18 protein-coding genes are annotated in these 23,280 nt (G+C 69.4%); 11 read left to right on the top strand and 7 right to left on the bottom strand.

Annotation, left to right across the window (positions count from 1 at the left end):
• Positions 1-157 precede the first annotated feature (157 nt).
• The 3 genes from ACFXMF_RS04030 to typA all read right to left on the bottom strand — a co-directional run bounded on the left by ACFXMF_RS04030 (position 158) and on the right by typA (position 5,288).
• Positions 158-1,921: an ABC transporter substrate-binding protein gene (locus ACFXMF_RS04030; protein ID WP_360314591.1), complete on the bottom strand. Its 1,764-nt coding sequence runs from the start codon at positions 1,919-1,921 to the stop codon at positions 158-160.
• A gap of 132 nt (positions 1,922-2,053) precedes the next feature.
• Positions 2,054-3,097, bottom strand: coding sequence for an ABC transporter permease (locus ACFXMF_RS04025; protein WP_360314589.1), 1,044 nt, complete (start codon positions 3,095-3,097; stop codon positions 2,054-2,056).
• Positions 3,098-3,422: 325 nt separating this feature from the next.
• Positions 3,423-5,288: a translational GTPase TypA gene (gene typA / locus ACFXMF_RS04020; protein ID WP_360314587.1), complete on the bottom strand. Its 1,866-nt coding sequence runs from the start codon at positions 5,286-5,288 to the stop codon at positions 3,423-3,425.
• 304 nt (positions 5,289-5,592) lie between these two features.
• Between typA and ACFXMF_RS04015 the strand changes: the two genes are divergently transcribed.
• From ACFXMF_RS04015 to ACFXMF_RS03995, 5 genes are all read left to right on the top strand, one after another.
• Positions 5,593-6,300, top strand: a complete 708-nt coding sequence (locus tag ACFXMF_RS04015) for a hypothetical protein (protein WP_360314585.1) — start codon at positions 5,593-5,595, stop codon at positions 6,298-6,300.
• A 272-nt stretch (positions 6,301-6,572) separates the two neighbouring features.
• Positions 6,573-6,896: a hypothetical protein gene (locus ACFXMF_RS04010; protein WP_360314583.1), complete on the top strand. Its 324-nt coding sequence runs from the start codon at positions 6,573-6,575 to the stop codon at positions 6,894-6,896.
• 4 nt (positions 6,897-6,900) lie between these two features.
• On the top strand, positions 6,901-7,722 hold the full coding sequence (locus tag ACFXMF_RS04005) for a hypothetical protein (RefSeq protein ID WP_360314581.1): 822 nt from the start codon (positions 6,901-6,903) through the stop codon (positions 7,720-7,722).
• Positions 7,723-7,799: 77 nt separating this feature from the next.
• Positions 7,800-9,728: a fumarate reductase/succinate dehydrogenase flavoprotein subunit gene (locus tag ACFXMF_RS04000; RefSeq protein ID WP_360314579.1), complete on the top strand. Its 1,929-nt coding sequence runs from the start codon at positions 7,800-7,802 to the stop codon at positions 9,726-9,728.
• Positions 9,728-10,486: a succinate dehydrogenase/fumarate reductase iron-sulfur subunit gene (locus ACFXMF_RS03995; protein ID WP_360314577.1), complete on the top strand. Its 759-nt coding sequence runs from the start codon at positions 9,728-9,730 to the stop codon at positions 10,484-10,486. The genes ACFXMF_RS04000 and ACFXMF_RS03995 overlap by 1 nt, the downstream gene beginning before the upstream one ends.
• 132 nt (positions 10,487-10,618) lie before the next feature.
• On the opposite strand, the gene ychF is transcribed toward ACFXMF_RS03995, so the two are convergent.
• The gene (ychF, locus tag ACFXMF_RS03990; RefSeq protein WP_360314575.1) at positions 10,619-11,692 is read right to left on the bottom strand and encodes a redox-regulated ATPase YchF; all 1,074 of its coding nucleotides are present in this window, start codon (positions 11,690-11,692) and stop codon (positions 10,619-10,621) included.
• A 135-nt stretch (positions 11,693-11,827) separates the two neighbouring features.
• On the opposite strand from ychF, the gene ACFXMF_RS03985 reads away from it, so the two are divergent.
• Together ACFXMF_RS03985 and ACFXMF_RS03980 are read left to right on the top strand one after the other, a co-directional pair.
• Positions 11,828-12,370 carry a hypothetical protein gene (locus tag ACFXMF_RS03985; protein ID WP_360314573.1) on the top strand — a complete coding sequence of 181 codons (543 nt, stop codon included), beginning with the start codon at positions 11,828-11,830 and terminating at the stop codon, positions 12,368-12,370.
• Between the two features lie 311 nt (positions 12,371-12,681).
• On the top strand, positions 12,682-13,230 hold the full coding sequence (locus ACFXMF_RS03980; RefSeq protein WP_360314571.1) for a DUF6542 domain-containing protein: 549 nt from the start codon (positions 12,682-12,684) through the stop codon (positions 13,228-13,230).
• A gap of 91 nt (positions 13,231-13,321) precedes the next feature.
• Here the strand turns inward: ACFXMF_RS03980 and ACFXMF_RS03975 are convergent, their stop codons facing one another.
• A complete protein-coding gene (locus tag ACFXMF_RS03975) occupies positions 13,322-14,275 on the bottom strand; it encodes a 4-hydroxy-3-methylbut-2-enyl diphosphate reductase (RefSeq protein WP_360314569.1) in 954 nt (317 codons plus the stop codon).
• A 128-nt stretch (positions 14,276-14,403) separates the two neighbouring features.
• On the opposite strand from ACFXMF_RS03975, the gene ACFXMF_RS03970 reads away from it, so the two are divergent.
• Positions 14,404-15,495, top strand: a complete 1,092-nt coding sequence (locus tag ACFXMF_RS03970) for an acyltransferase (RefSeq protein WP_380020512.1) — start codon at positions 14,404-14,406, stop codon at positions 15,493-15,495.
• A 45-nt stretch (positions 15,496-15,540) separates the two neighbouring features.
• Here ACFXMF_RS03970 and ACFXMF_RS03965 read toward each other — a convergent pair whose 3' ends face one another.
• Entirely contained in the window at positions 15,541-16,548 is a 1,008-nt protein-coding gene (locus tag ACFXMF_RS03965; protein ID WP_360314565.1) for a PHB depolymerase family esterase, read from the bottom strand.
• A gap of 215 nt (positions 16,549-16,763) precedes the next feature.
• Between ACFXMF_RS03965 and ACFXMF_RS03960 the strand changes: the two genes are divergently transcribed.
• Both ACFXMF_RS03960 and ACFXMF_RS03955 read left to right on the top strand, forming a co-directional pair.
• The gene (locus tag ACFXMF_RS03960; RefSeq protein WP_360314563.1) at positions 16,764-17,264 is read left to right on the top strand and encodes a (deoxy)nucleoside triphosphate pyrophosphohydrolase; all 501 of its coding nucleotides are present in this window, start codon (positions 16,764-16,766) and stop codon (positions 17,262-17,264) included.
• 24 nt (positions 17,265-17,288) lie between these two features.
• Complete coding sequence (locus tag ACFXMF_RS03955) at positions 17,289-19,742, top strand: SpoIIE family protein phosphatase (protein WP_360314561.1); 2,454 nt, start codon at positions 17,289-17,291, stop codon at positions 19,740-19,742.
• A 71-nt stretch (positions 19,743-19,813) separates the two neighbouring features.
• On the opposite strand, the gene ACFXMF_RS03950 is transcribed toward ACFXMF_RS03955, so the two are convergent.
• Complete coding sequence (locus ACFXMF_RS03950) at positions 19,814-19,960, bottom strand: hypothetical protein (protein ID WP_379990180.1); 147 nt, start codon at positions 19,958-19,960, stop codon at positions 19,814-19,816.
• Positions 19,961-20,176: 216 nt separating this feature from the next.
• Here ACFXMF_RS03950 and ACFXMF_RS03945 point away from each other — a divergent pair, with 216 nt between their 5' ends.
• Positions 20,177-23,251: a tetratricopeptide repeat protein gene (locus ACFXMF_RS03945; protein WP_379990181.1), complete on the top strand. Its 3,075-nt coding sequence runs from the start codon at positions 20,177-20,179 to the stop codon at positions 23,249-23,251.
• Positions 23,252-23,280: the final 29 nt, after the last annotated feature.

Raw genomic sequence — 23,280 nt, 5'->3', positions numbered from 1 at the left:
TCTCCGCCGCCGCACCGTTTACCCCCCCCTCGGCCCGCACTACCCCCGCGTTGGCCCCCGTCTGGCCAAGGGGGCCGCCCCGCGGTCCCGGGGAGTCGCGTGGCGACTCCCGGGACCGACGGCGGACGAGCGGATCGACCTTCGGGGGGCCGGACGGCTACTTGATGAAGATGTTGTTCAGGTTGATCGCGCCGTAGGTGTTGAGCGCGGCGCCGCCGATCTGCGGGCCGTACACCAGACGGTGACGCTGGTAGATGTAGGGGATGGACGGCACGTCCTGCATGATCTTCTCGTCGAGCTTCATCCACTCGACCGCCTGCGCGGTGGTGTCCGAGATCTTCAGGATGCGGTCGATCTCCGCGTCCACGGCGGGGTTCTTGTACTTCGAGTAGTTCTGGCCGTTGTCCTTGACCTGACGGCTGTCGTACACCGGGGTGTAGACGGTCGAACCGGTCGGCCAGTCCGCGCCCCACCCGGCCCAGTAGAGGTCACACGGCGTGTCGAGCTTGCCGATCACGTCGTAGTACTCCTTGTCGGAGATCTCCTTGCGCTCCATCTGGAAGCCGGCCTTGCCGAGCTGGTCCATGATCGGCAGCGCACGCTCCTGCTGGACCTTGGTCGTGTTGATGCACAGCACGACCTTCTGGCCGACCTTGCCCGCGGCCTCCAGCATCTGCTTGGCCTTGGCCTGGTCGCCGTCCGGCGGGAGACCGTCGAACAGGCTCTTGTACGGCGTGTAGCCGAGCTGGGTCGGCGAGGCGATGGTGGTGGAGAAGTCGCCCGCGGTGGGGCCACCCTCGGCCAGTCGCGCGGACTGCCGCGGGAACGCGGTCAGCATCGCCTTGCGGACGTTGACGTCGGTGATCCGCGCGTTGTTGATGTCGAACCGGTTCGCGTACGGGCCGACGCCGTCGGTGACCCGGTTCTTGAGCGCGGGGTCGGTGGCGATCTGCTGCGCGAAGTTGGCGTCCGGACGCTCGTTCAGCGTGAACGCGGCGGCGTCACTGCCGGCCGCGGCGGTCAGCCGCTGGAACTGCGTCGCGCCGGGGATGCCCATCTCGAACTTGAACTGGTCCACGTACTGGTGCCGCACGGCGTCGGTGGCCGGGTCCCAGTTGGGGTTCTTGTCCAGGACGAGCTGCTTGTCCGGCTCGTGCGTGCTGATCTTGTACGGGCCGCTGGAGAACGGCTTGGTATCGATCTGCTCCTTGGTGTCCTTCGCCTTGGGCATCGGCGCGGTGGTGCCCATGGCCGCGGCGAAGGGGAAGTCCGACTGCGCGTCCTTGAGGTGGAAGATGATCGTCTTCGCGTCCGGGACCTCGATCTTGTCGTTGCCCAGCTCGCCGCCCTCGTACGGCCCGGGGTAGACCTCCCAGTACTTGTCCGTCCCGGCCAGCCAACCCTGGATCCACACCGGACCCTCGTTCCACGCCTTGTTGAACATGCGCTCGACGCCGTACTTGACGTCCGCGGCGACGATCGGCGTGCCGTCCTCGTACTTCAGGTTGTCCTTGAGCGTGTACTTCCAGGTCTTGCCACCGTCGGTGGTGGTCCCGGTGTCGGTGGCGAGGTCACCGACGAGGGTGGTCTTGTCGCCCTCGATCTTGTACGTCGTCAACCGCCGCGTGACCATCTCGGAGACGGTCATCAGGTTGCTGACGTAGGCACGACCCGGGTCCAGGTGCGAGAAGCCGGTGCGGTTGAGCACGCCGGCCACGCCGCCCTTCTTGGCTCCGGGTATCTCCGGCGCCGGGCCCTTCGAGTCGGCCGCCGTGCCGATCACGACGGACGCCGTCTTGGCGGAGGGTTTCGCCGTGTTGTCCTTCTTGTCCTCGCTGCCGCTGCTGCACGCGGACGCCGAGGCCGCGAAGGCCCCTACCGCGAGCAGCGCGACGAATCGGCGCTTCCCCGTCGTTGTCATGTGATCCCCTCATCCAGAAAACCGTTCACCGGGCCCATGTGCCGCGGCGGGTGGGACGTACGCAGGAGCTGTTGCGCAAGCTCCGAGGTCACGCGGGTGGTTGCGGTTCGACCACGCGCGGACCTCGGCCGGTCATCGGTTCGACTTGGGATCGAGCGCGTCGCGCACCGAGTCGCCGAGGAGGTTGAAGGCGAGCACGAAGATCACCATCGCGATGGCCGGGAAGGCCAGGTAGGTGACGTCGCTCTGCATGCCCTCGAAACCCTTGTTGATCATCCGACCCCAGTCGGGGGTGGGTTCGGTCATACCGACACCGAGGAAGGACAGCGCCGCCTCGGTCGTCACGTAGGTCGGCAGGTCGAGCGTCGCGACGATCAGGATCGGGGTCCACAGGTTGGGCAGGAGTTCCTTGAAGATGATCCGCCCGGATCCCGCTCCGCTGACCTTCGCCGCCTCGATGTACTCGCGTTCGCGCATCGACAGGACCTGGCCGCGCAGGATGCGGGCGATCCGGGTCCAGCCGAACAACGACAGCACGATGATCAGGGCCGTCGCCCGGAGCGCGGTGGGTGTCGTCTCGCGCTCGCTGACGAACAGCGCGAGCACGATCGGGGTGAACGCGATGAAGAACAACTGCGAAGGCATCGCCAGCAGGGTGTCGATCACCCGGCTGATCACGTAGTCGACCTTGCCGCCGAGGTATCCGGCGGTGATGCCCAGGATGGTGCCGACCACCGTGACGATCAGCACCACCACGACGGCGAGCAGCAGCGAGGTACGGATCCCGTACACGAGCTGCATCAACACGTCCCGGCCGACCGCGGGTTCGATGCCGAACCAGTGCTCGCCCGAGATGCCGCCGTTGGGTGCGATCGGGGCGCCGACCTCGTTGAGCAGACCCGGTTTGATCTGCCCATAACGTGTGTACGGATCCTTCCCGTACAACTTCTCGATCAACGGTGCAGCCAAAGCGATCAAGAAAAAGAAAATCACGATCACTGCGGATATGACGCCGCTGCGATCCCTGCGGAAACGCCGCCAGGCGAGTTGTCCGGGGGATCGCCCGATCACCTCTTGTGGGGCCGCCGAGACACCCGCTTCGGAGAGCGACGCGTCCGGCGTTCCCAGAATCGGGGATCCTCCCGCTTCCGGGACAAGCTGGGGTTGCATGGTCATGACTGCAAATACCCCCGAGTCGCGGTCGGGTGCGACCGGATTCCGTTTGGTTTGGTGGCCGCACGGACTCTCGCAACCGAATTACCCGGACGTCAAGAGGACAGTCATACTGAACCCGATAGCGAAAGATATTCGCCATTTTGATCTGTTCGAAGTTTCGAATCCGACCGATAAATGCTTGAAAATGTTACTCGCATTGGAAACATAACGAATATAACCGGGCAAAGATATCGACTTGGTCTCAGCATACGAAAAGCCGGTGACCTGCGGGTTCGACCGCAGGTCACCGGCTCGTTCGGGTCGCCGAAGGGCGACCGTCAAGCGATCAGCGCTTGGCACGCGAGGCCGAGCGGCCACGCTCCTTCTGATCGAGAACGACCTTGCGGATGCGCACGGTCTCCGGGGTCACCTCGATGCACTCGTCCTCGCGGCAGAACTCGAGCGCCTGCTCCAGCGACAGCTTGCGCGGCGGGATCAGCTTCTCGGTCTCGTCGGAGGTCGACGAGCGCATGTTGGTGAGCTTCTTCTCCTTGGTGATGTTGACGTCCATGTCGTCGGCGCGCGAGTTCTCGCCGACGATCATGCCCTCGTACACCTCGGTGGTCGGCTCGACGAACATCTGGCCGCGCTCCTGCAGGTTCATCATCGCGAACGGCGTCGCGACACCCGCGCGGTCGGCGACCAGCGAACCGTTGTTGCGGGTCCGGATCTCGCCGAACCACGGCTCGTAGCCCTCGTGCACGCTGTGCGCGATGCCGGTGCCCCGGGTGTCCGTGAGGAACTCGGTGCGGAACCCGATCAGACCGCGCGCGGGCACCACGAACTCCATCCGGATCCAGCCGGTGCCGTGGTTGGTCATGGTCTCCATGCGGCCCTTGCGGGACGCCAGGAGCTGGGTGATCGCGCCGAGGTATTCCTCGGGCGAGTCGATGGTCAGGCGCTCCACCGGCTCGTGGATCTTGCCGTTGACCTCGCGGGTGACCACCTGCGGCTTGCCGACGGTGAGCTCGAAGCCCTCCCGGCGCATGGTCTCCACCAGGATCGCCAGCGCCAGCTCGCCGCGGCCCTGGACCTCCCAGGTGTCGGGGCGCTCGGTGGGCAGCACGCGCAGCGACACGTTGCCGACCAGCTCACGCTCCAGGCGGTCCTTCACCAGGCGTGCGGTGACCTTGTGGCCCTTGCCGCCCTTGCCGACCAGCGGCGAGGTGTTGGTACCGATGGTCATCGAGATCGCGGGCTCGTCCACCGTGATCAACGGCAGCGGGCGCGGGTCCTCGGGGTCGGCGATGGTGTCGCCGATCATGATCTCCGGGATGCCGGCGATGGCGATGATGTCGCCGGGGCCGGCCTCCTCGGCGGGCTTGCGCTCGAGCTGGTCGGTCATCAGCAGCTCGGTGATCTTGACCCGCTCGATGGTGCCGTCGTGCCGGCACCACGCGGCCTGCTGGCCCTTGCGGATGGTGCCCTGGTGCACGCGGCACAGCGCGATACGGCCGAGGAAGTTGGACGCGTCCAGGTTGGTCACGTGCGCCTGGAGCGGTGCGCCCTCGTCGTACTCGGGCGCCGGGATGGCGTCCAGGATGGCCTGGAAGAACGGCTCCAGGCTGTCGCTGTCGGTGGGCACGGTGCCGTCGGTGGGACGCACCAGGGTGGCCACGCCGTCCCGCGCGCACGCGTAGACGATCGGGAACTCGATCTGCTCCTCGGTCGCGTCCAGGTCCATGAACAGCTCGTAGGTCTCGTCGACGACCTCGGAGATGCGCGAGTCGGGACGGTCGACCTTGTTGATGCACAAAATGACCGGCATCTTCGCGGAGAGCGCCTTGCGGAGCACGAAGCGAGTCTGCGGAAGCGGGCCTTCCGAAGCGTCGACGAGCAGCACGACACCGTCCACCATCGACAGTCCGCGCTCCACCTCTCCACCGAAGTCGGCGTGGCCGGGCGTGTCGATGATGTTGATGGTGACCGTGGGGCCACCGTCCTTGGGGTGATAGGCGACGGCGGTGTTCTTCGCGAGAATGGTGATGCCCTTCTCGCGCTCCAAGTCGTTGGAGTCCATCACCCGATCGTCCATCTGGTGGTGGGCACTGAACGTGCCCGCCTGCTTCAGCATGGCGTCGACGAGGGTGGTCTTGCCGTGGTCGACGTGGGCGACGATGGCGACGTTGCGGATGTCATGGCGCGTGGGCACGGCTGCGTGTCTCTCGGCTTCAGTCGGGGATGCTACGGACGGGCCGGCGACCGCGGGCCTCCTCGAGCCGCACGATGGGCATCGCGCGAACCGGCCTGCCTCCTCGGCGCCAAGGTCAATCGTACGGGGAGGAGCGTCCCCCGCTCGGTCCCGGCGCCCGTCGGCCGCCGTTCGAGGGGTCCACAGGGCACAATCCGTAGGTGTGAGCGAGTCTGGCGAGTCCTTCAACGAGCGCATCCGCAAGCGGTGGTCCAGGCGGGCCGCCGACCGGCCGGACGGGACCTTTGGGCCCGTTCCTTCCGATATGGGGGCCGACGCGACGCCCCCACCGTCCGACCAGGGCACCCCGGCGGGGCGGGCCCGGCTGCTCTACGAGCGGGCCACCGAGGCGTATCGCGACGGGGATGTCGCGATGGTCGAACAATTGGCCGATCTCATCCCGGAGGGGCCCGAAAGTGAGCCCTATCGCACTTTCGCGCGAGTCCAGGCCCTGGAGGCGCACGCCGACGACGCGGCCGCCGCGGCGGTCGCCCGGGCCTATCTGGACCGGATCGGCCCCAGCCATCCGGCCTGGGACACCGGCCGCGCGCTGTTCGGCGAGGTCATGGTGCAGGCGCTGATCATGGGCACGGTGCCGCTCGCGGACAATCTGGCCGCCGCCGAGGAGGCACTGCGCAAACCCGGTGATTCCTACACGCACCCCTCGGGCGCGACCATCCGCTTCGAGGCCGAGGACGACGAACCGCTGCTGATGGTGTTGCACGGAAACGCGGCGAAGGCGGTACGGGCCGCCAAACGCCTGGTCGAAACCGAAAAGCGGTCGTCCCGCGCCGGGTACGCCGACGCGTTGTGCACTTTCGCCCTGTGTGTCTGCGCCGAGGGCGACATCACCGCCGCGCGCGCGGCGCTCGTCGAAGCAGAGGGAGTCCTTCCGGGCCGTCCGCGCATCGGCGCGACCCGCGCCCGGGTGGAATCCAGCCCGGCCGCCACATTGCGCCCCGAAGATCGTTAAACCTCGAATTTCCCGAGCGCGGTCGAACACCTCGAACGCCGTTCGCCCTGATCACCGGAATTCGATCTTGCTTCTCGAAGATCGAATTCCGGTGATCTTTGTTTCGTTGATCATGTTTTCCCGATCTGTGACCCATCAGATCCGCGAAACACTTTCCTTCGATTGATCGTTCGCGCCAGACTGCCGAAGTTCCCACCTCGGGAATCAATGGCAAGTCCGCAACACCACCCCATCCCCCGGCCCCCGACGACGTGGCGCCGGAAAAACAGGAGGTGAGCGCGATCTTGACGACTCGGGCGCACGAGGACCTGGCCGAAGCCAGGCGCAGGCTCGACAATCTGGCACGCGCGGTGCGCACTCTGCGCCGCACGCTCGGCGACACGTACGGCGTCCGCAGACTCAGCGACGACGTGGAACGGGCACGAACCAGCCTCGGCTTCCTGGCCGAGACGGTCGCCGAGAGCGAACCGGCCGTCGCTCCCGTCCCGACGCCGGTCGAAGTGATGTCCGACCTGCCTTACGACCCGATCCTCTTCGCGGACGCGGACGACGAAGGTGTGGGCGGCATGCGCCCGCCCCGCCGGACAGGAAGGTGACGTCTTGGCCACAGGGACGACGGGACCAACCGGCGGTACCGGCACCAACGCACCCGGCCGGGCCCACATCCGGGCCCGACATCTGCGCACCGACCGCTGGTGGCTCTCGCCGGCGGTGACGGTGGGCATCCTGTCCGCGTTCATCGTCTACTCGACCTGGCGCGCGTTCGCGAACGACGACTACTTCGCCGAGCCGTACGTGTCGCCGTTCTACTCGCCGTGTCTGGCGTCCCGTTGCGACAGCATGCCGATGAGCGCCAACGCGCCGCTGTTCGGCGACTGGTGGGGGCTGTCCCCGGCCCTGCTGATCCTGATCTTCCCGCTGGGCTTCCGGCTGACCTGCTACTACTACCGCAAGGCGTACTACCGGGGCTTCTGGGCGTCGCCGTCGGCGTGCGCCGTCCCCGAGCCGCGCGGCAGTTACTCGGGCGAGACCCGGTTCCCGCTGATCATGCAGAACATCCACCGCTACTTCTTCTACTTCGCCGGCGTGGTGGCGGTGATCCTGTCCTGGGACGTGCTGATCGCGTTCCGCGACGAGCACGGCGCCTGGGGGCACATGGGGCTCGGCACCCTGGTGCTGCTCGCGAACGTGCTGCTGATCTGGGCGTACACGCTCTCCTGCCACTCGTGCCGGCACATCGTCGGCGGCAAGCTCAAGCACTTCTCCAAGCACCCGGTGCGCTACCGCTTCTGGGGCCTGGTCAGCCGGCTCAACGGTCGGCACATGGAGCTGGCCTGGGCCTCGCTGTTCAGCGTCGCGCTGGCCGATCTGTACGTGTACCTGGTCGCGAGCGGCGCCTTCGACGACCCTCGCTTCTTCTGAGTACCGGCTCGCCCCCCGAAGCCGGCGCACCTGCCCGACCCAGTACACCTGCCCAGCCCAGTACAGGAGTTGCCCTCGTGTCCGAAGTGGAACGTCATTCGTACGACGTGGTCGTGATCGGCGCGGGCGGCGCCGGGTTGCGGGCCGCAATCGAGGCCCGCATGCGTGGCATGCGCACCGCCGTCGTCTGCAAGTCGCTGTTCGGCAAGGCCCATACGGTGATGGCCGAGGGCGGCATCGCCGCCTCGATGGGCAACGTGAACTCGCAGGACAGTTGGAAGGTGCACTTCCGCGACACGATGCGTGGCGGCAAGTTCCTCAACCACTGGCGGATGGCCGAACTGCACGCCAAGGAAGCCCCGGACCGGGTCTGGGAGTTGGAGTCGTGGGGCGCGCTGTTCGACCGCACCGCGGACGGTCGGATCAGCCAGCGCAACTTCGGCGGCCACGAGTACCCGCGCCTGGCGCACGTCGGCGACCGCACCGGGTTGGAACTGATCCGCACCCTCCAGCAGCAGATCGTCGCCCTGCAACAGCAGGACGAGCGCGAGTTCGGCGACCCCGAGGCGCGGCTGAAGGTCTTCCAGGAGTGCACCGTCACCCGCCTGCTGACCGTCCCGGACGCCGGTTCGGACACCGGCAATCGCATCACCGGCGCGTTCGGCTACTGGCGCGAGTCGGGCCGCTTCACCGTCTTCGACGCACCCGCCGTCGTGCTCGCCACGGGCGGGATCGGCAAGGGCTTCAAGGTGACCTCGAACTCGTGGGAGTACACCGGCGACGGGCAGGCCCTCGCGTTGCTCGCGGGAGCGCCGCTGATCAACATGGAGTTCGTCCAGTTCCACCCGACCGGCATGGTCTGGCCGCCGTCGGTGAAGGGCATCCTGGTCACCGAATCGGTGCGCGGCGACGGCGGGGTGCTGCTCAACTCCGAGGGCAAGCGCTTCATGTTCGACTACATCCCGGACGTGTTCAAGGAGAAGTACGCGAAGTCCGAGGCCGAGGGCGATCGTTGGTACACCGACCAGGAGAACAACAAGCGCCCGCCCGAGCTGCTGCCGCGGGACGAGGTGGCGCGCGCGATCAACTCCGAGGTCAAGGCGGGCCGCGGCTCGCCGCACGGCGGGGTGTTCCTGACCGTGGTCGGCCGGATGGCGGGCGGCACCGAGGAGATCCGCCGCAAACTGCCGTCGATGTACCACCAGTTCAAGGAACTGGCCGACGTGGACATCACCGCCGAGGCGATGGAGGTCGGGCCCACCTGCCACTACGTGATGGGCGGGATCGCGGTGGACCCGGACACCGCGGCCACGCCGGGCGTGCTCGGCCTGTACGCGGCAGGTGAGGTCGCCGGCGGCATGCACGGCAGCAATCGGCTCGGCGGCAACTCGCTCTCCGACCTGCTGGTCTTCGGCCGGCGCGCGGGCGAGCACGCGGCGCGCTACGCCGAGGAGTTGGGCGAGGAGCGGCGCGAGGCCCCCCAGGAGCAGCTCGACGCCGCCGCCGCCGAGGCGCTGGCGCCGTTCGCCGTGGAGAGCGCGGAGAACCCGTACACGGTCCACCAGGAGCTCCAGCAGACGATGAACGACCTGGTCGGCATCATCCGCCGGGAAGGCGAGATGGCCGAGGCGCTGACCCGCCTGGAGGAGCTCAAGGCCCGCGCGGCCAAGGCCGGCGTGGAGGGCCATCGGCAGTACAACCCGGGCTGGCATCTGGCCCTGGATCTGCGGAACATGTTGTTGGTCTGCGAGTGCGTGGCGCGCTCGGCGCTGGAGCGCGAGGAGAGCCGCGGCGGGCACACCCGTGACGACTTCCCGGTGATGTCGGCCGAGTGGCGTCGGGTGGTACTCGCGTGCTCGATCGTCGACCCGGACGCGGAACACCTGTCCGTGACGCTGACCCGGAGCGAGGCCGTGCCGATGCGCGCCGACCTGATCGAGCTCTTCGAGCGCGACGAGCTGAAGAAGTACCTGACCGACGCAGAACTTCCCGGGGAGGACGGCTGATGTCCTACAAGGCGGACTTTCGCATCTGGCGCGGCGACGTCGACGGCGGCGAACTGCGCGACTTCAAGGTCGAGGTGAACGAGGGCGAGGTCGTCCTCGACATCATCCACCGCCTCCAGGCCACCCAGGCACCGGATCTCGCGGTGCGCTGGAACTGCAAGGCGGGCAAGTGTGGTTCGTGCAGCGCCGAGATCAACGGCCGACCCCGGCTGTTGTGTATGACGCGGATGAGCACGTTCGCGCCGGAGGAGGTGGTCACGGTCACCCCGATGCGCACCTTCCCGGTGATCCGCGACCTGGTCACCGACGTGTCGTTCAACTACGCCAAGGCCCGGCAGGTGCCCTCGTTCACGCCGCCGGCGGACCTGAAGCCGGGCGAGTACCGGATGCAGCAGGTCGACGTGGAACGCTCGCAGGAGTTCCGCAAGTGCATCGAGTGTTTCCTGTGCCAGAACACCTGCCACGTCATCCGAGACTTCGAGGACAACAAGCCGGCCTTCTCCGGCCCGCGCTTCCTGATGCGGATCGCCGAGCTGGACATGCACCCCCTGGACGTCGCGGACCGCCAGGAGGCCGCCCAGGACGAGCACGGCCTGGGCCTGTGCAACATCACCAAGTGTTGTACGGACGTGTGCCCGGAGAACATCCACATCACCGACAACGCGCTGATCCCGATGAAGGAGCGCGTGGCGGACCGCAAGTACGACCCGCTGGTCTGGCTGGGCAACAAGATCCGGCGACGGGGGTCCGGGGACTGACCGCCGGCCGAAAATCGTCGGCCCGCGCGGATGCCGGTGCGGCGCTCGCCGGCAGGGGTCGGGCCCACCGGAGCCCGACCCCTGCCGACCCGCCCGCTCCACGCGTCACGCGGCGCGTGACGGCGGCCCGGTTCACACGTTGAAGCGGAACTCCACCACGTCGCCGTCCTGCATGATGTAGTCCTTGCCCTCCATGCGGGCCTTGCCCTTGGTGCGGGCCTCGGTGCGGCTGCCGGTTTCGACCAGGTCGTCGAAGCCGATCACCTCGGCCTTGATGAAGCCGCGCTGGAAGTCGGTGTGGATCACGCCGGCGGCCTCGGGGGCGGTGGCGCCCTTGGCGACCGTCCAGGCGCGGGCCTCCTTGGGGCCGGCCGTGAGGTAGGTCTGCAGGCCCAGGGTGTCGAAGCCGACCCGGGCCAGGATCGACAGGCCGGATTCCTCCTGGCCCAGGCTCTGCAACAGTTCCAGGGCCTCGGCCTCGTCCAGCTCGATCAGCTCGGACTCGATCTTGGCGTCCAGGAAGATCGCCTCGGCCGGCGCGACCAGCTCGCGCAGCTCGGCCTTGAGCTCCTCGTTGACCAGCTCGTCCTCGTCGACGTTGAAGACGTACAGGAACGGCTTCGCGGTGAGCAGGTGCAGCTCGCGCAGCGGCTCGGGGTCCAGACCGGCGGCGAAGACCGTGGTGCCCGCCTCCAGCACCGCCTTGGCCTTCTCCACGGCGGCGGCCACCGCGACCTTGTCCTTCTGCAGGCGCGAGTCCTTCTGCAGACGCGGCAGGACCTTCTCGATCGTCTGCAGGTCGGCCAGGATCAACTCGGTCTCGATGATCTCCTTGTCGTCGACCGGCGAGATCTTGCCGTCGACGTGCACCACGTCCGGGTCGGTGAAGACCCGGATGACCTGGCAGATCGCGTCCGACTCGCGAATGTTGGCGAGGAACTTGTTGCCCAGGCCCTCACCCTCGGAGGCGCCGCGCACGATGCCGGCGATGTCCACGAAGTCGACCGTCGCCGGGATCTTCTTGGCCGATCCGAAGATCTCGGCCAGCTTGTCCAGACGCGGGTCCGGCACGCCCACCACGCCCACGTTCGGCTCGATGGTCGCGAACGGGTAGTTCGCCGCGAGCACGTCGTTCTTGGTCAGGGCGTTGAAGAGCGTCGACTTGCCGACGTTGGGCAGGCCGACGATTCCGATGGTGAGCGACAACTGGATTCCCTGGCTTCTCGGCGTTGGATGTGGCGCGCTGCGGACATACAAGCGCCTGTGGAAAGTGTAGGTGGTGGCCTGTGGCCAGTAGCATCCCTGGTTTCGTACGCCGGCCACTCAACGACGGGGACATCGATGAGCCGCACCTCGAACACCAGCCACAACCGCAGGCCGCTGATAGACGGTGTCCTGTGGGAGTCCAAGCCCATGCGGATCCTGTTGCTCACCGCGTTCATCCCGATCGCGATCGGCTTCTTCGACGTGGCGGGCCTCGGGCTGCCCACCGGCGCGGCCTTCGCGCTCTACGGCGGGCTCTGCCTCTTCATGTTCCTCGGCTTCGCGCTCTACCAGTACCGCAAGCTGTCCATCGGTCCGCAGGGCCTGGTCTTCCACGGCCTGTTCCGCACCCGCGGCCTGCGCTGGGAGGAGATCGCCGCGGTCGAGGTCAAGCTCAAGGTGAACGGCGGTGACACCCCGAGCTACGCGGTGGTGCGCTGCACGATGCGCCTCGGCGTCCGGAAGCAGCACACGATCAACTTCCTGGACCAGGCCATGCTGCCGTACCTGGCCGTCGACCTGCGCCGATACGCCGCCTTGCGGGGCATCACGGTGCATGTGCGGAGCACCGACGAGGTGGTCCGCACGGTGGATCTGGTGGAAAGCGGCGCCCAGGTGTGACCCCCGGACCCCGACCCCACCCGAATTCGTCGCCCGCGACCGCCACCAATCCCGACCGAACGAGCGTCCTCCCTGGTGAACCCCGAGGAATCGGGGCAGGAAACGGATCGGTCGAGGACGAGGTGAGCAGCGACCGGGCGGACGATTCGACACGGACGGGGTGAGGTTTTTCGTGTTCTTGGACGGGTTTGACCGCGATGCGGCAATACCTTGGGTCAATGGAACAGCGCAGCCGAGCGGGAGCGCGTCCCGTACCGACCCGGAACCCACCGAAACGGCCTCCCGTGCCGGCACCGGGACGAGGTGAGGCCGTGCGCCGTCGACCCGACCCGTCCACCCCGCCGCCGCCCGAACCGCCGGGGGCCGGCGGCGAGCAGGCCCGGGACCGGAGCGAGCATCGGCCCGCCCGGGCGCAGGCCCGACCGCGTCGCCCGGTCCCGCCGCGGCGGGCGAACGGCGTCCCGGGCGGCTCCCGCCCGTCCGGTGGCGGCCTCACCGTCGCCGGCGCGGCCGTGTTCGGCTTCGGCGGCACGCTGCTCGGCGGCCTCGTGGACCACCTGGCGACCGACGGGCTGGGCTTCGTGTTCGGGTTCGCGTTCCTGATCAGCTCGGTGTTCGTGGCCTGGAAGGTGCGCGCCCGGGACTGGCTCGCCGCGGTCATCACACCGCCGATCGCGTTCGCCGCGACCGTGCTGATCGTGAGCACGCTGCTGGGCGCCGACTCCCAGGAGGGTTACCTGACCCGGGTGGGCCTGGACCTGATCACCGCGCTGTCCTTCAAGGCGGGCCTGCTGTGGGGCGGTACGGCCCTCGCCGGCGCCGTCGCCCTGGTCAAGCGCCGGGCGGCCGACCAACCCTAGGACGGCGACCGACCACCCGGCGGGCCCGAGCACGGCGAAGGGCCTGTCCGATCCCTCGGACAGGCCCCGCACGCCACCCCGCGCCCGCCGCTCAGCCGTTGCGCAGGTCCCGGCGCAGCTCCTGCGGCAGCGCGAACTGCAAACGTTCCTCGACCGACCGGTGGATGTGCACGTCGTCGAAGCCGCGCTCGGCCAGCCACGCGAGCACGCCGTCCACGAGCACCTCGGGCACCGACGCGCCGGAGGTGACGCCGACCGTGCCGACCCCCTCCAGCCACTCGTCCTTCAGCTCCTCCGCGTAGTCGACCAGGTACGACGCCCGGGCGCCCGCCTCCAGCGCGACCTCGACCAGGCGCACCGAGTTGGAGGAGTTGGTCGAGCCGACCACGATCACCAGGTCCGACTCGGCGGCGATCTGCTTCACCGCGACCTGGCGGTTCTGCGTCGCGTAGCAGATGTCGTCGCTCGGCGGGTCGATCAGCAGTGGAAGCTTCTTGCGCAGCTCCTTGACCGTGGCGACGGTCTCGTCCACGGACAGCGTGGTCTGGGAGAGCCAGGCCACCCTGGAGGGGTCGCGCACCTCGACGTTCGCGACGCCCTCGGGGCCGTCCACCAGGTGGATGTGATCGGGCGCCTCACCGGCGGTGCCGATCACCTCCTCGTGCCCCTCGTGGCCGATCAGCAGGATGTCGTAGCCCTCCTCGGCGAAGCGCACGGCCTCCTTGTGCACCTTCGTCACGAGCGGGCACGTGGCGTCGATCGTACGCAGCGAACGGGCCGCCGCCTCCTCGTGCACCACGGGAGCCACACCGTGGGCGGAGAAGACGACCGTGGCGCCCTCGGGCACCTCCGCCGTCTCGTCCACGAAGATCGCGCCGCGCTTCTCCAGCGTCTCGACGACGTATTTGTTGTGCACGATCTGCTTGCGCACGTATACCGGCGCACCGTACAGATCGAGGGCCTTCTCGACGGTCTCGACGGCTCGGTCGACGCCCGCGCAGTAGCCCCGGGGGGCGGCGAGCAGGACGCGGCTGGTTGACGACATGGATCCATCGTACGGGCGGTCCGCCGGTGATCCACCTGGGTCCGCGCGGCGAAGCGCGCGTAATAGGGTCCTTGGTCGGAGCCGATCTTCGACCCGGCCCGCCCACGCCGTCCACGGGAAGACGTCGGATGCCCTTCAGCTCAGCGGAACGGCCCGGAAGCGACACCTCCCGCCGATCGGGGCCCGCCAAGCGGCGCCGGGTGAGCTGGGATCTGCTGCGGGTGGCCTTCGTGGCGCTGGTGTTGTTGTTCCACGGCACCTACCTGGCCCGGCAGTGGCATCCCGAACTGGCCGCCCGGCCGTTGGTCTTCCCGTACCAGTTGGGCGCGAGCCTGCTCCTGGTCGTCTCCGGCTACTTCGCGGCGGTCTCGCTGCGCAAGGGCGACGTGGTGCGCTGGTGGGTGGGCCGGATGGCGCGGATGTTGCCCGCCTTCCTGGTCGGCGTCCTGGGCACCTCGCTGTTCCTGCGGCTGTGCGCGCCGCCGGGCTGGTACGCGCCGAGCCTGCCCGACGTGCTCGCCAATCTGGCCATGTTGTGGAACTGGAAACCGCAGTCGTACACCTATGTGGACGCGGCCTATTGGACGATTCCGCTGCAACTGTTGTGGTTCACCGCGATCTTCGCGCTGTGGCGCAGCAGGCGGGTGCACGGTGACGGGACGGTACGCACGCTGTGGCTGGTGTTGTGCCTCGAACTGCTCCTGCTGCCGATCCGGCTGCACCTGCAATCGGAGGCGTTCCGCACGCTCTACGACGGGTTCGGGCTCTATCGGGTGCACCTGTTCGCGGCCGGCATCGGCGTGCATCTGTGGTCGCGGGGCCGGATCCGCGGCCCGCACGCGGTGTTCCTGCTCGGCTCGTGCTCGTTCCTGCACCTGTGCCAGACCCGGCACGCGTCCTGGACGGTGGGGCTGGCACTGGGCATCGGCGCGATCTGCCTCGCGGCGCTGGGCCCGGACTGGGACCGGTTCCTGCCCGCGTGGGTGGGCCGGGTCGCGCAGTGGACGGCCGGCATCACCTACGCGATGTATCTGGTGCACCAGTCGATCGGCTACGTGGTGATGCGTCGGCTGCAGGACCACGGTGTCGGCGCGTCGGGGCAACTGCTGGCGTTGGCGGTGCTCGCGGTGCTGCTCGGCTGGCTGCTCACGGTGTTGGTGGAGCGCCCGGCGCATCGCGCGATCATGCGCGGCTTCGACCGGTTGCGGCCGACGTCCTGACGGCGGGTCCCCCTGCCCGCACCTCGCCGGATCCGCCCGGCACGCTCAGAGCGAGTATTCGGCGAAGAACGCCCACATCAGTTCACCGGCCGAGATCTCCTGGTTGATCCGGCCGAACCCGCGCACCTCGGTGCCCGCCGCGCCCGGCCAGGTGTGCCCCGCGTCGGACTGCGTGTACAGGATCACCGCCGCGCCGCCCGCGCAGCCGGTGTACGCGGTGCGCTCGACGTGGCGGGACACCCGAGTGCGCACCGGCGTGCTCGGACAGTCGTCGATCGTGGCCCAGCGTCGCGCCGCCTCGGTCACCGGATAGGTCCAGCGCGACGCGATGCCGCCCTCGTACGGGTTGGCCTGGTCGGCCAGGCCGTGGAAGGTCAGCACCGGGACGGGTCGGATCGGCCGACACGGCGCCGGCCGGGCGCCGTCGGTGCCGTCCGCACGCAGACCCGCGACCGGGGCGATGGCCGCTATCCGCCGACTGAGCGTGCAGCCGAGCAGCGAGGTCATCCGGGCGCCGCCGGAGAACCCGGTCGCGTACACGCGCCGATCGTCCAGGCACAACGAGCGGTCCAGCGCGTCCAGGGTGGCGCCCACGAACCCGACCTCGTCCCGGCCGCCGACCGCGGCCGGATGTCCGCCGTACAGCGGCACGCCGGGGATGTTCCAGGCCCGCCCCTCGGCCGAACCGGGATAGCCCAGGCCGCCCTCCGGGACCGCGACGACGAAGCCGTAACGCTCGGCGGTCGCCCCCATCCCGGTGATCGCCATCTGCGCCCGGCCGGTGCTGTTGCTGCCGTGCAGGTTGAGCACCAGCGGTCGCGGGGCGGTGCCGTCGTAGCTCTGCGGGACGTACGCCTGGACCCGGTAGGTCTCGCCGGAGAAGGACACCGGGACGGTCACCCAGCCCTGCCGGTCCCGCCCGGTGCACCCGGTGTCCGCGGCGGCGGCCCCGGCGGTCGCGCCCGGATCGGTCTGGCGGGCGGTCAGCCGGGCCAACGCGAACACCGCGAGCACCGCGGCGACGGCGGCGAACACCGTGAATATCCGGCCCACTCGCACATCCACACTCCGGATTCCCGCCACAGCCACCCCACCCTCGTTCGGCGATCCGGGTCCGGATCCGGTTCATTTCGGTAAATATCTCGCAGCCGTGAATGCGCCGCAGCGGAAATACGTCGCCGCGCGAAACATGTCTCCGAACTCCGACGCTCGCGAACCGTGAAAGGTTGCCTCATGCGGCGACCTCTCGGCACGTAGAGTTGTCCGCCATGACCGGGACCCGCATCGTCGTCGGCGCCGCGATCCTCCACCGAGGACGCGTACTGGCCGCGTGCCGCAGCGCGCCGGCCGAGTTGGCGGGGGGTTGGGAGTTCCCCGGCGGCAAGGTCGAACCGGGCGAGAGCGAGTCCGCCGCGCTGGTGCGCGAGTGCCACGAGGAGCTCGGCGCGACCGTGCGACCGGTTCGCCGACTGCCCGGGGCCTGGCCGCTGGCCCGGGGGTATGTACTGCATGTGTGGCTCGCCGACCTGGTCGCGGGCGAGCCTCGGGCGCTCCAGGACCACTCGGCGCTGCGCTGGCTGGGTCCGGACGAGGTGTCCGGCCTGGCCTGGCTGGCACCGGATCGCCCGGCGGCCGAACTGGTCGCGATCGAATTGCACGGGCACGACGCACGGGACGCACGGCAGCCGGCGATGCGTCCGGGGGCGGCTCGGCCGTACCCGGGGGCCGGGCTTGAGAACGTGATCAACCGGGAAAACGGTCCGGAGTAGCAGCGACAAAGGAATCCGCCGTCCATGGAGCAGCGCCCAGAAGCCGATCGGAATCCGGGGGACCCGACCCGGCGCTCCTCGGTGCCCGGTTCCCTGTTCGACCTCGTCCCGTCGGCCACCTGGGTGCTGGACGCCGAGGGCCGGATCGTGATGTGGAGCGCCGCCGCCGAGCAGTTGTTCGGCTATCGGCGCGAGGACATCCTCGGCGCCAACGCGGTCGACCTGATGCATCCGCCGTTCACCGCCGCGCAGCAGGCGGCCACCGAACACGCGGTCGCGGGCGCGGACGTCTTCGCCGGCTCGTACACGATGCGCCGCGGCGACGGCACGCTGTGCACGGTCGAATCGCGCTCGGCGTTCGCCGAGGACCTGGCCGGGAACCGCTTCGTCCTGATCACCTCGATGGACTCGACGGTGGTGCGCAAGGTCGAGGCCGACCTGGCGATCCGCGAGGCGCTCTTCGACCAGTCGCCGATCGGCGTGGGCATCTTCGACGCCGACCTGCGCTACGTCGCGGTCAACGACGCGCTCGCCGCGATCAACCGGCTGCCCGTCGCGGAGCACATCGGGCGCCGGCTCGAAGAGGTCCGCCCCGGGATGGACACCGAGCGGGTGCGCACGATCCAGCTCCGGGTCCTGGAGACCGGCGAACCGGTGGTCGACTCACGAATCTTCGGCCCGATCCCCACCGACGGCACCCCGCGCACCGTGTGGTCGATGTCGTACAACCGGCTGGAGGCGCCGGGCGGCCGGATCCTGGGCATCAGTTGTTCGCTGATCGACGTGACCGAGCGGCACTACGCGATGGTCAAGGTGGACGCCGCGCGCAAGCGGCTCGCGCTGCTGAACGAGGCCGGCACCCGGCTCGGCGCCACCTTGGACGTGCCTCGGATCGCCGAGGAGCTGACCGCGTCGGTGGTGCCCGGCTTCGCCGACCTGGCCGCCGTGGACCTGCTGGAGGCGATCGTGCGGGGCGAGGAGATCCCGCCCGGCGCGCACGCCGAGAAGGCCCGCCTGCAACGGGTCGCCTCGCGCGGCGCGCGCCCGGGGCGCTACACCGACGAGCTGCTCCACCAGGGCAGCACGCTGGTCTACGCGGCCGACTCGACCTTCGGCCGCTGCCTGCGCACGGGCGGGTCGTACCTGATGCGCAATGTGCAGGACGACATGTACGACGAGCTGATCCACGACCCCGGCCGGGCCGAGGCCGCCCGGGCGCTGGGTCTGCACACGATGATCGTGGTCCCGCTCAGCGCCCGCGGGGTGGTGCTCGGCACGATGCTGCTCGGGCGCGGCGAGGGCCGGCCCTCGTTCGATCCGGACGACCTGACGCTGGCCACCGAACTGGGCGCGCGGGCGGCGGTGTCGGTGGACAACGCGCGGCTGTACCACCACCAGCGGGAGACCGCGGTGATGCTCCAGCGCAGCCTGCTGCCGCAGAACCTGCCGGAGTTGCCGGGCATCTCGGTCGCCCACCGATACCTGCCGGGCAGTTCGGTGACCGAGGTGGGCGGCGACTGGTACGACGTGATCCCGCTGTCCGGCGGGCGGATCGGGCTCGTGGTCGGCGACGTGATGGGGCACGGCGTGCACGCGGCGGCGGTGATGGGCCAACTGCGCACCGCGGTGCGCACGCTCGCGGGCCTGGAACTGCCGCCGGCCGAGGTGCTCGGGCACCTGGACGACATCGTGGTGGGGCTCGGGGAGTTGCACTACGCGACGTGTGTCTACGTGGTCTACGACCCGGTGGCACGGACCTGCGAGTTCGCCAGCGCGGGCCACATGCCGCCGGTGCTGGTACCGGCGGGCGGGCGGCCTCGGGTGATCGACAACCCGCCCGGCACGGTGCTGGGCGTGGGCGGCCTCGGCTTCGAACAGGGTGATTTCACGGTCGAGTCGGGCAGCACGCTGGTGCTGTACACCGACGGTCTGGTGGAGACCCGGGACCGCTCCCTGGACGTGGGCATCGACCTGTTGTGCGAGGCCGTGGCGGGGCCGCCGGACACCCTGGAGCGGATCGCCGACCAGATCCTCGCCGACGTCCACGAGGAGCCCGGCTTCGACGACGTGGCCCTGTTGGTGGCCCGCCTGGACGCGCTCGCCGAGGATTCGGTGGCCTCGTGGTGGCTGCCGGCCGAACCCGCCGTGGTCTCCCGCGCCCGGGAACTGAGCCGCAAGACCCTCACCGAGTGGGGCCTGGACGCCCTGATCGACATCACCGAGCTGCTGGTCAGCGAACTGGTCACGAACGCGCTCCGGTACGGCGCCGGCCCGATCCGGCTCCGCCTGCTGCGCGGCCGGGCGCTGCTGTGCGAGGTCGCCGACGCGGGCACCACCCTCCCGCGCATGCGCGAGGCCGACGACACCGACGAGGGCGGTCGCGGGCTGCAACTGGTCAACCAACTCGCCGAACGCTGGGGCAGCCGAAAGGCCGGCCACGGCAAGACGGTCTGGTTCGAACTCCCTTTGCCGGAGTAGGCGTTGCCGACCGGACCGCAACAACCGAGGGGTCCCGGCCGCTCCGCGAAGCAGCCGGGACGTCTCGCGGTCTACCGGGCGATGTCCCGGCGGCGCCGCCGATGCACCAGCCGGATACCACGCGCCGTGTCGAGAGCGAGTCGGAGCGCTCCCAGCCCCACCGACATCTCTCCACCGTGCGCCTTCACGAAGTCCGCCATCACCATGAGCATTTCCATGAGTCCGTCCACTCCCCTGGGTAGCTGCGGCGCCATCTGCCGCTGCCCCCTGTGTAGGCGGGCGGCGGGCCGTCCCGAAGCGCCGTCGGACAGCGGTCGGACGGCACCGCGCAGACCTGCGTGAACTGCGGACGTCCCGGCGATGCCGGGACGTCCGACCGGACACCGCTCCGGACACGCTCTAGGCTCGGAGGCGGCCGCTGGGGGGAGTACTACATGGCGTCGGGCTTCGGCGAAGTGGACACCAACGCACCGGACACGGCGCGGGATCTGGCCGCGCGACTCCGGAACACCGCCCGGCACGCGGGCTTTGTGGGCGTGCGGGAGTTGGCCGCCGCCACCGGAATCGGGCGCTCCACCATCTCGGATGCGTTGACCGCCAGACGTGTCCCGACCTGGCCGACGATCGCCACCCTGTTGCGCGGGTGTGGTGTCGCGCCGGATGGGACCTGGGCCACCGCCCATGAGGCGGCCAGAGACGCGGTGGAGGAACGAAAGCGCGCGGCCAGAGGCGACGGGCGCGGTGGCGGCGAAGCCCGGGAGGAGCCGCCATCCGCGCCACCGGGGCCCGGCACCTTCTCCATCCGCCCGCCCTACGGGGAGCTTCCGCCTCGAGTACGCGGACGCGAGGGTGTGGTCGAGCTACTGCGGACCCGGTTGGCGCAGGGCGAGAACCGGCCCCAGATCCTGTACGGCATGGGCGGCTGCGGCAAGACCACGCTGGCGCTGGACCTGGCCCGACACGCACGGGACCGCGGGTATCGCGTGTTCTGGTTGTCCGCCTCCACCTCCGATCGACTGGTCACCGGTATGCGGGAGATCGCCCGGGAACTGGGCGCCGCACCGGAGGCCGTCGAGGCGGCGTGGTCGGGACGGACCAGCGCCACAGACCTGGTATGGCACGCACTGGACACGGCGGAGCAGCCCTGGCTGTTGGTGATCGACAACGCCGATCAGCCGGCGTGGCTGGCCGCCGCGAACGGTGTCCCCGGCGACGGCACCGGATGGCTGCGGTCCGGTCGGGCCGGCATGACGGTGGTGACCTCCAGGGTCGGCAGCCCCGGTGTCTGGGGCCAGGAGGCGGACACCCATCGGGTCGAGGTGTTGGCCTCCGCCGACGGGCGGGACGTGCTGTTGGACCTCGCCGGGGCAGCGGGGACTCCGGCGGACGCGCTGGTGCTCGCCGAGCGACTCGACGGACTGCCACTGGCCTTGAAGTTGGCCGGCTCCTACCTGGCTCGCTCGGCCCGCGGTGCGGGACTGCTGCGACACCGCGGCCACCGTCCGGACGGCAGATTGCGAAGCTTCGCCGCGTACACCGAGGCGCTGGGAGAGGCCGGGGCAGGGTTCCTCGACCAAGGCGGCCACTGGCAGCCGGAGGATGTCGACACGGAGCACCTGCATCGACGCCTGGTGGGACGCACCTGGGAAATGTCGCTGGATCTGCTGGAGGAGCAGCAGCTACCCGAGGCCCGACATCTGATGCGAATCCTGTCCTGTGGTGCGTCCGTACCGTTCCCGGTCGAGCTTTTGGATCCCGACGTGCTGCGGGAGGTGGTGGGGCAACCGACCGGGGTCGACCCCGAGTGGGATCGCGCGGACCGGGCCCTGGAGGCGTTGGTCGATCTCGGGCTGATCGATGTCGTCGACATCGAACCGCACGGCGCGACGGGTGCGCACGAGCCGATTCCCTGCCTGGTCGTCCACCGCCTGGTCCTGGAGGCCAATGCGTTGCGGCTGGGCGATCGCCCGAGCAAGGAACGCTCGGCGATCTGGCGCGCCGTCGCGCGGATCCTGGAACAGGGTGCCGTGCCCGCCCCCGAACAACCGGACAACTGGACGTGGTGGAGGCTGCTGGCTCCGCACATCGTCGCGGCTCTCACCGCGGCTCCCCACGTCGACGAGAGCGAGGGCGAGGACGGCGAGACGCTACCGGCGTTGCTGAAGGCGGGATTGCGCACCTACACCTTCTACAACTTCGCCTCCCTCGACGGTGACGACGACTTGGCCCGGCTCCTGCTCCGGCGCGGCGTGATCCTCTCCCCCACCCACCCGGTGCGGTTGTCCATCCGCCACCGTGCGGCGCTCAGCCTGCTGGGCGGCGAGGAGGAACTGGCCGAGTACGAGGATGTATTGGCCCATCAAATCGCCTGCCAGGGTTCGGATCACCCGGAAACACTGATCACCCGCCACAACGTCGTCCTCTCCCGCCGGGCCTGTGGTCGGACGTCCGAGGCCGAGGTGGAGGCCGCGCTTCGGGAAGTCCTGGCGGACCGGCGCCGGGTATTGGGGCCCAACGACCCGTTCACGTTGATCACCCACGATGCGCTCGCCGCTCCGATCACGAGCACGAACGACGCAGAGGGCCGAGACAGGGCGGAGTATCGGGCGCCGATCGAGCGCGAGGAAAGCCTGTCGCCGGAGAATCACCGATTCCTGCCGCTGAACAATCGACATCGGAGGGCGCACGCCCTGGACGCCGCCGAACGATGGTCGGAGGCCGAGGCCGAATACCGGTCGGTCCTGGCGGATTTGGAGTCGTCCGGAGGCCGGGAGACGACGCTGTACCGGGACCTGTCCCGTTGTCTGGCGAACAACCTCACCCGACAGGAGCGCTACCCGGACGCTCTCGCGATGATCGACGGGGCCCTCGCCTGGTTCGACGGGAGCGATGAGGAGCACACGCCGACGACCGTGTCCGCCCTGGCGCTGCGCCACGAGCGGGGAGATCTCCTGCGCCGTTGCGACCGAGCGCCCGACGCGGTGCGGGAGATGCGCGCGGTGTTGCGGGAACGGCTTCGCACGGTGGATCCCGGGGATTCCCGGGTGTTGTCCGAACGCCACACCCTCGCCCACGTGCTCGACGATCTCGGGCGACACGGCGAGGCGCAAGACGAGCTTCGCGTCGCGGTCGATCACTATGTCGAGATCCTGGGCGGCCGGGACGAGATCACCCGAACCGCGACCTTCTGCCTGGCCTGGATGTTGCACACGCACGGGGACAAGGGTGCGGCGCTGGAACTGTACGAGCGGGTCCTGGAGGCCGAGACCGCCGAACTCGGTGCGGATCACGCCGACACGCTGATGACCGGTTTCCGGCGCGACCAGTGCCGCCTCGACGCCGGGTTGCTCTCGGCTCCGGATGCCGCCGTGGCGTTCGAGCGCACCCTGCTCGCCCTGACCCCGAGGCTCGGGGACGAGCACCATTGGGTCCATTGCGTTCGGAGCGCGCTCGCGACCGTGCGCGAGGGGGAAGCGGTGGCCGATCCCGGGCCGTCGGCCGTCGGGTGAATCGCTCCGGTGGCAGGCGCGCCGGTTAG

Source organism: Embleya sp. NPDC059213, from assembly GCF_042754445.1.
In the GTDB taxonomy this organism is placed as follows: Bacteria; Actinomycetota; Actinomycetes; order Streptomycetales; family Streptomycetaceae; genus Embleya.
The sequence above is the reverse complement of the archived record's forward strand: the minus strand, read 5'-3'. Positions and strand labels throughout refer to the sequence as shown.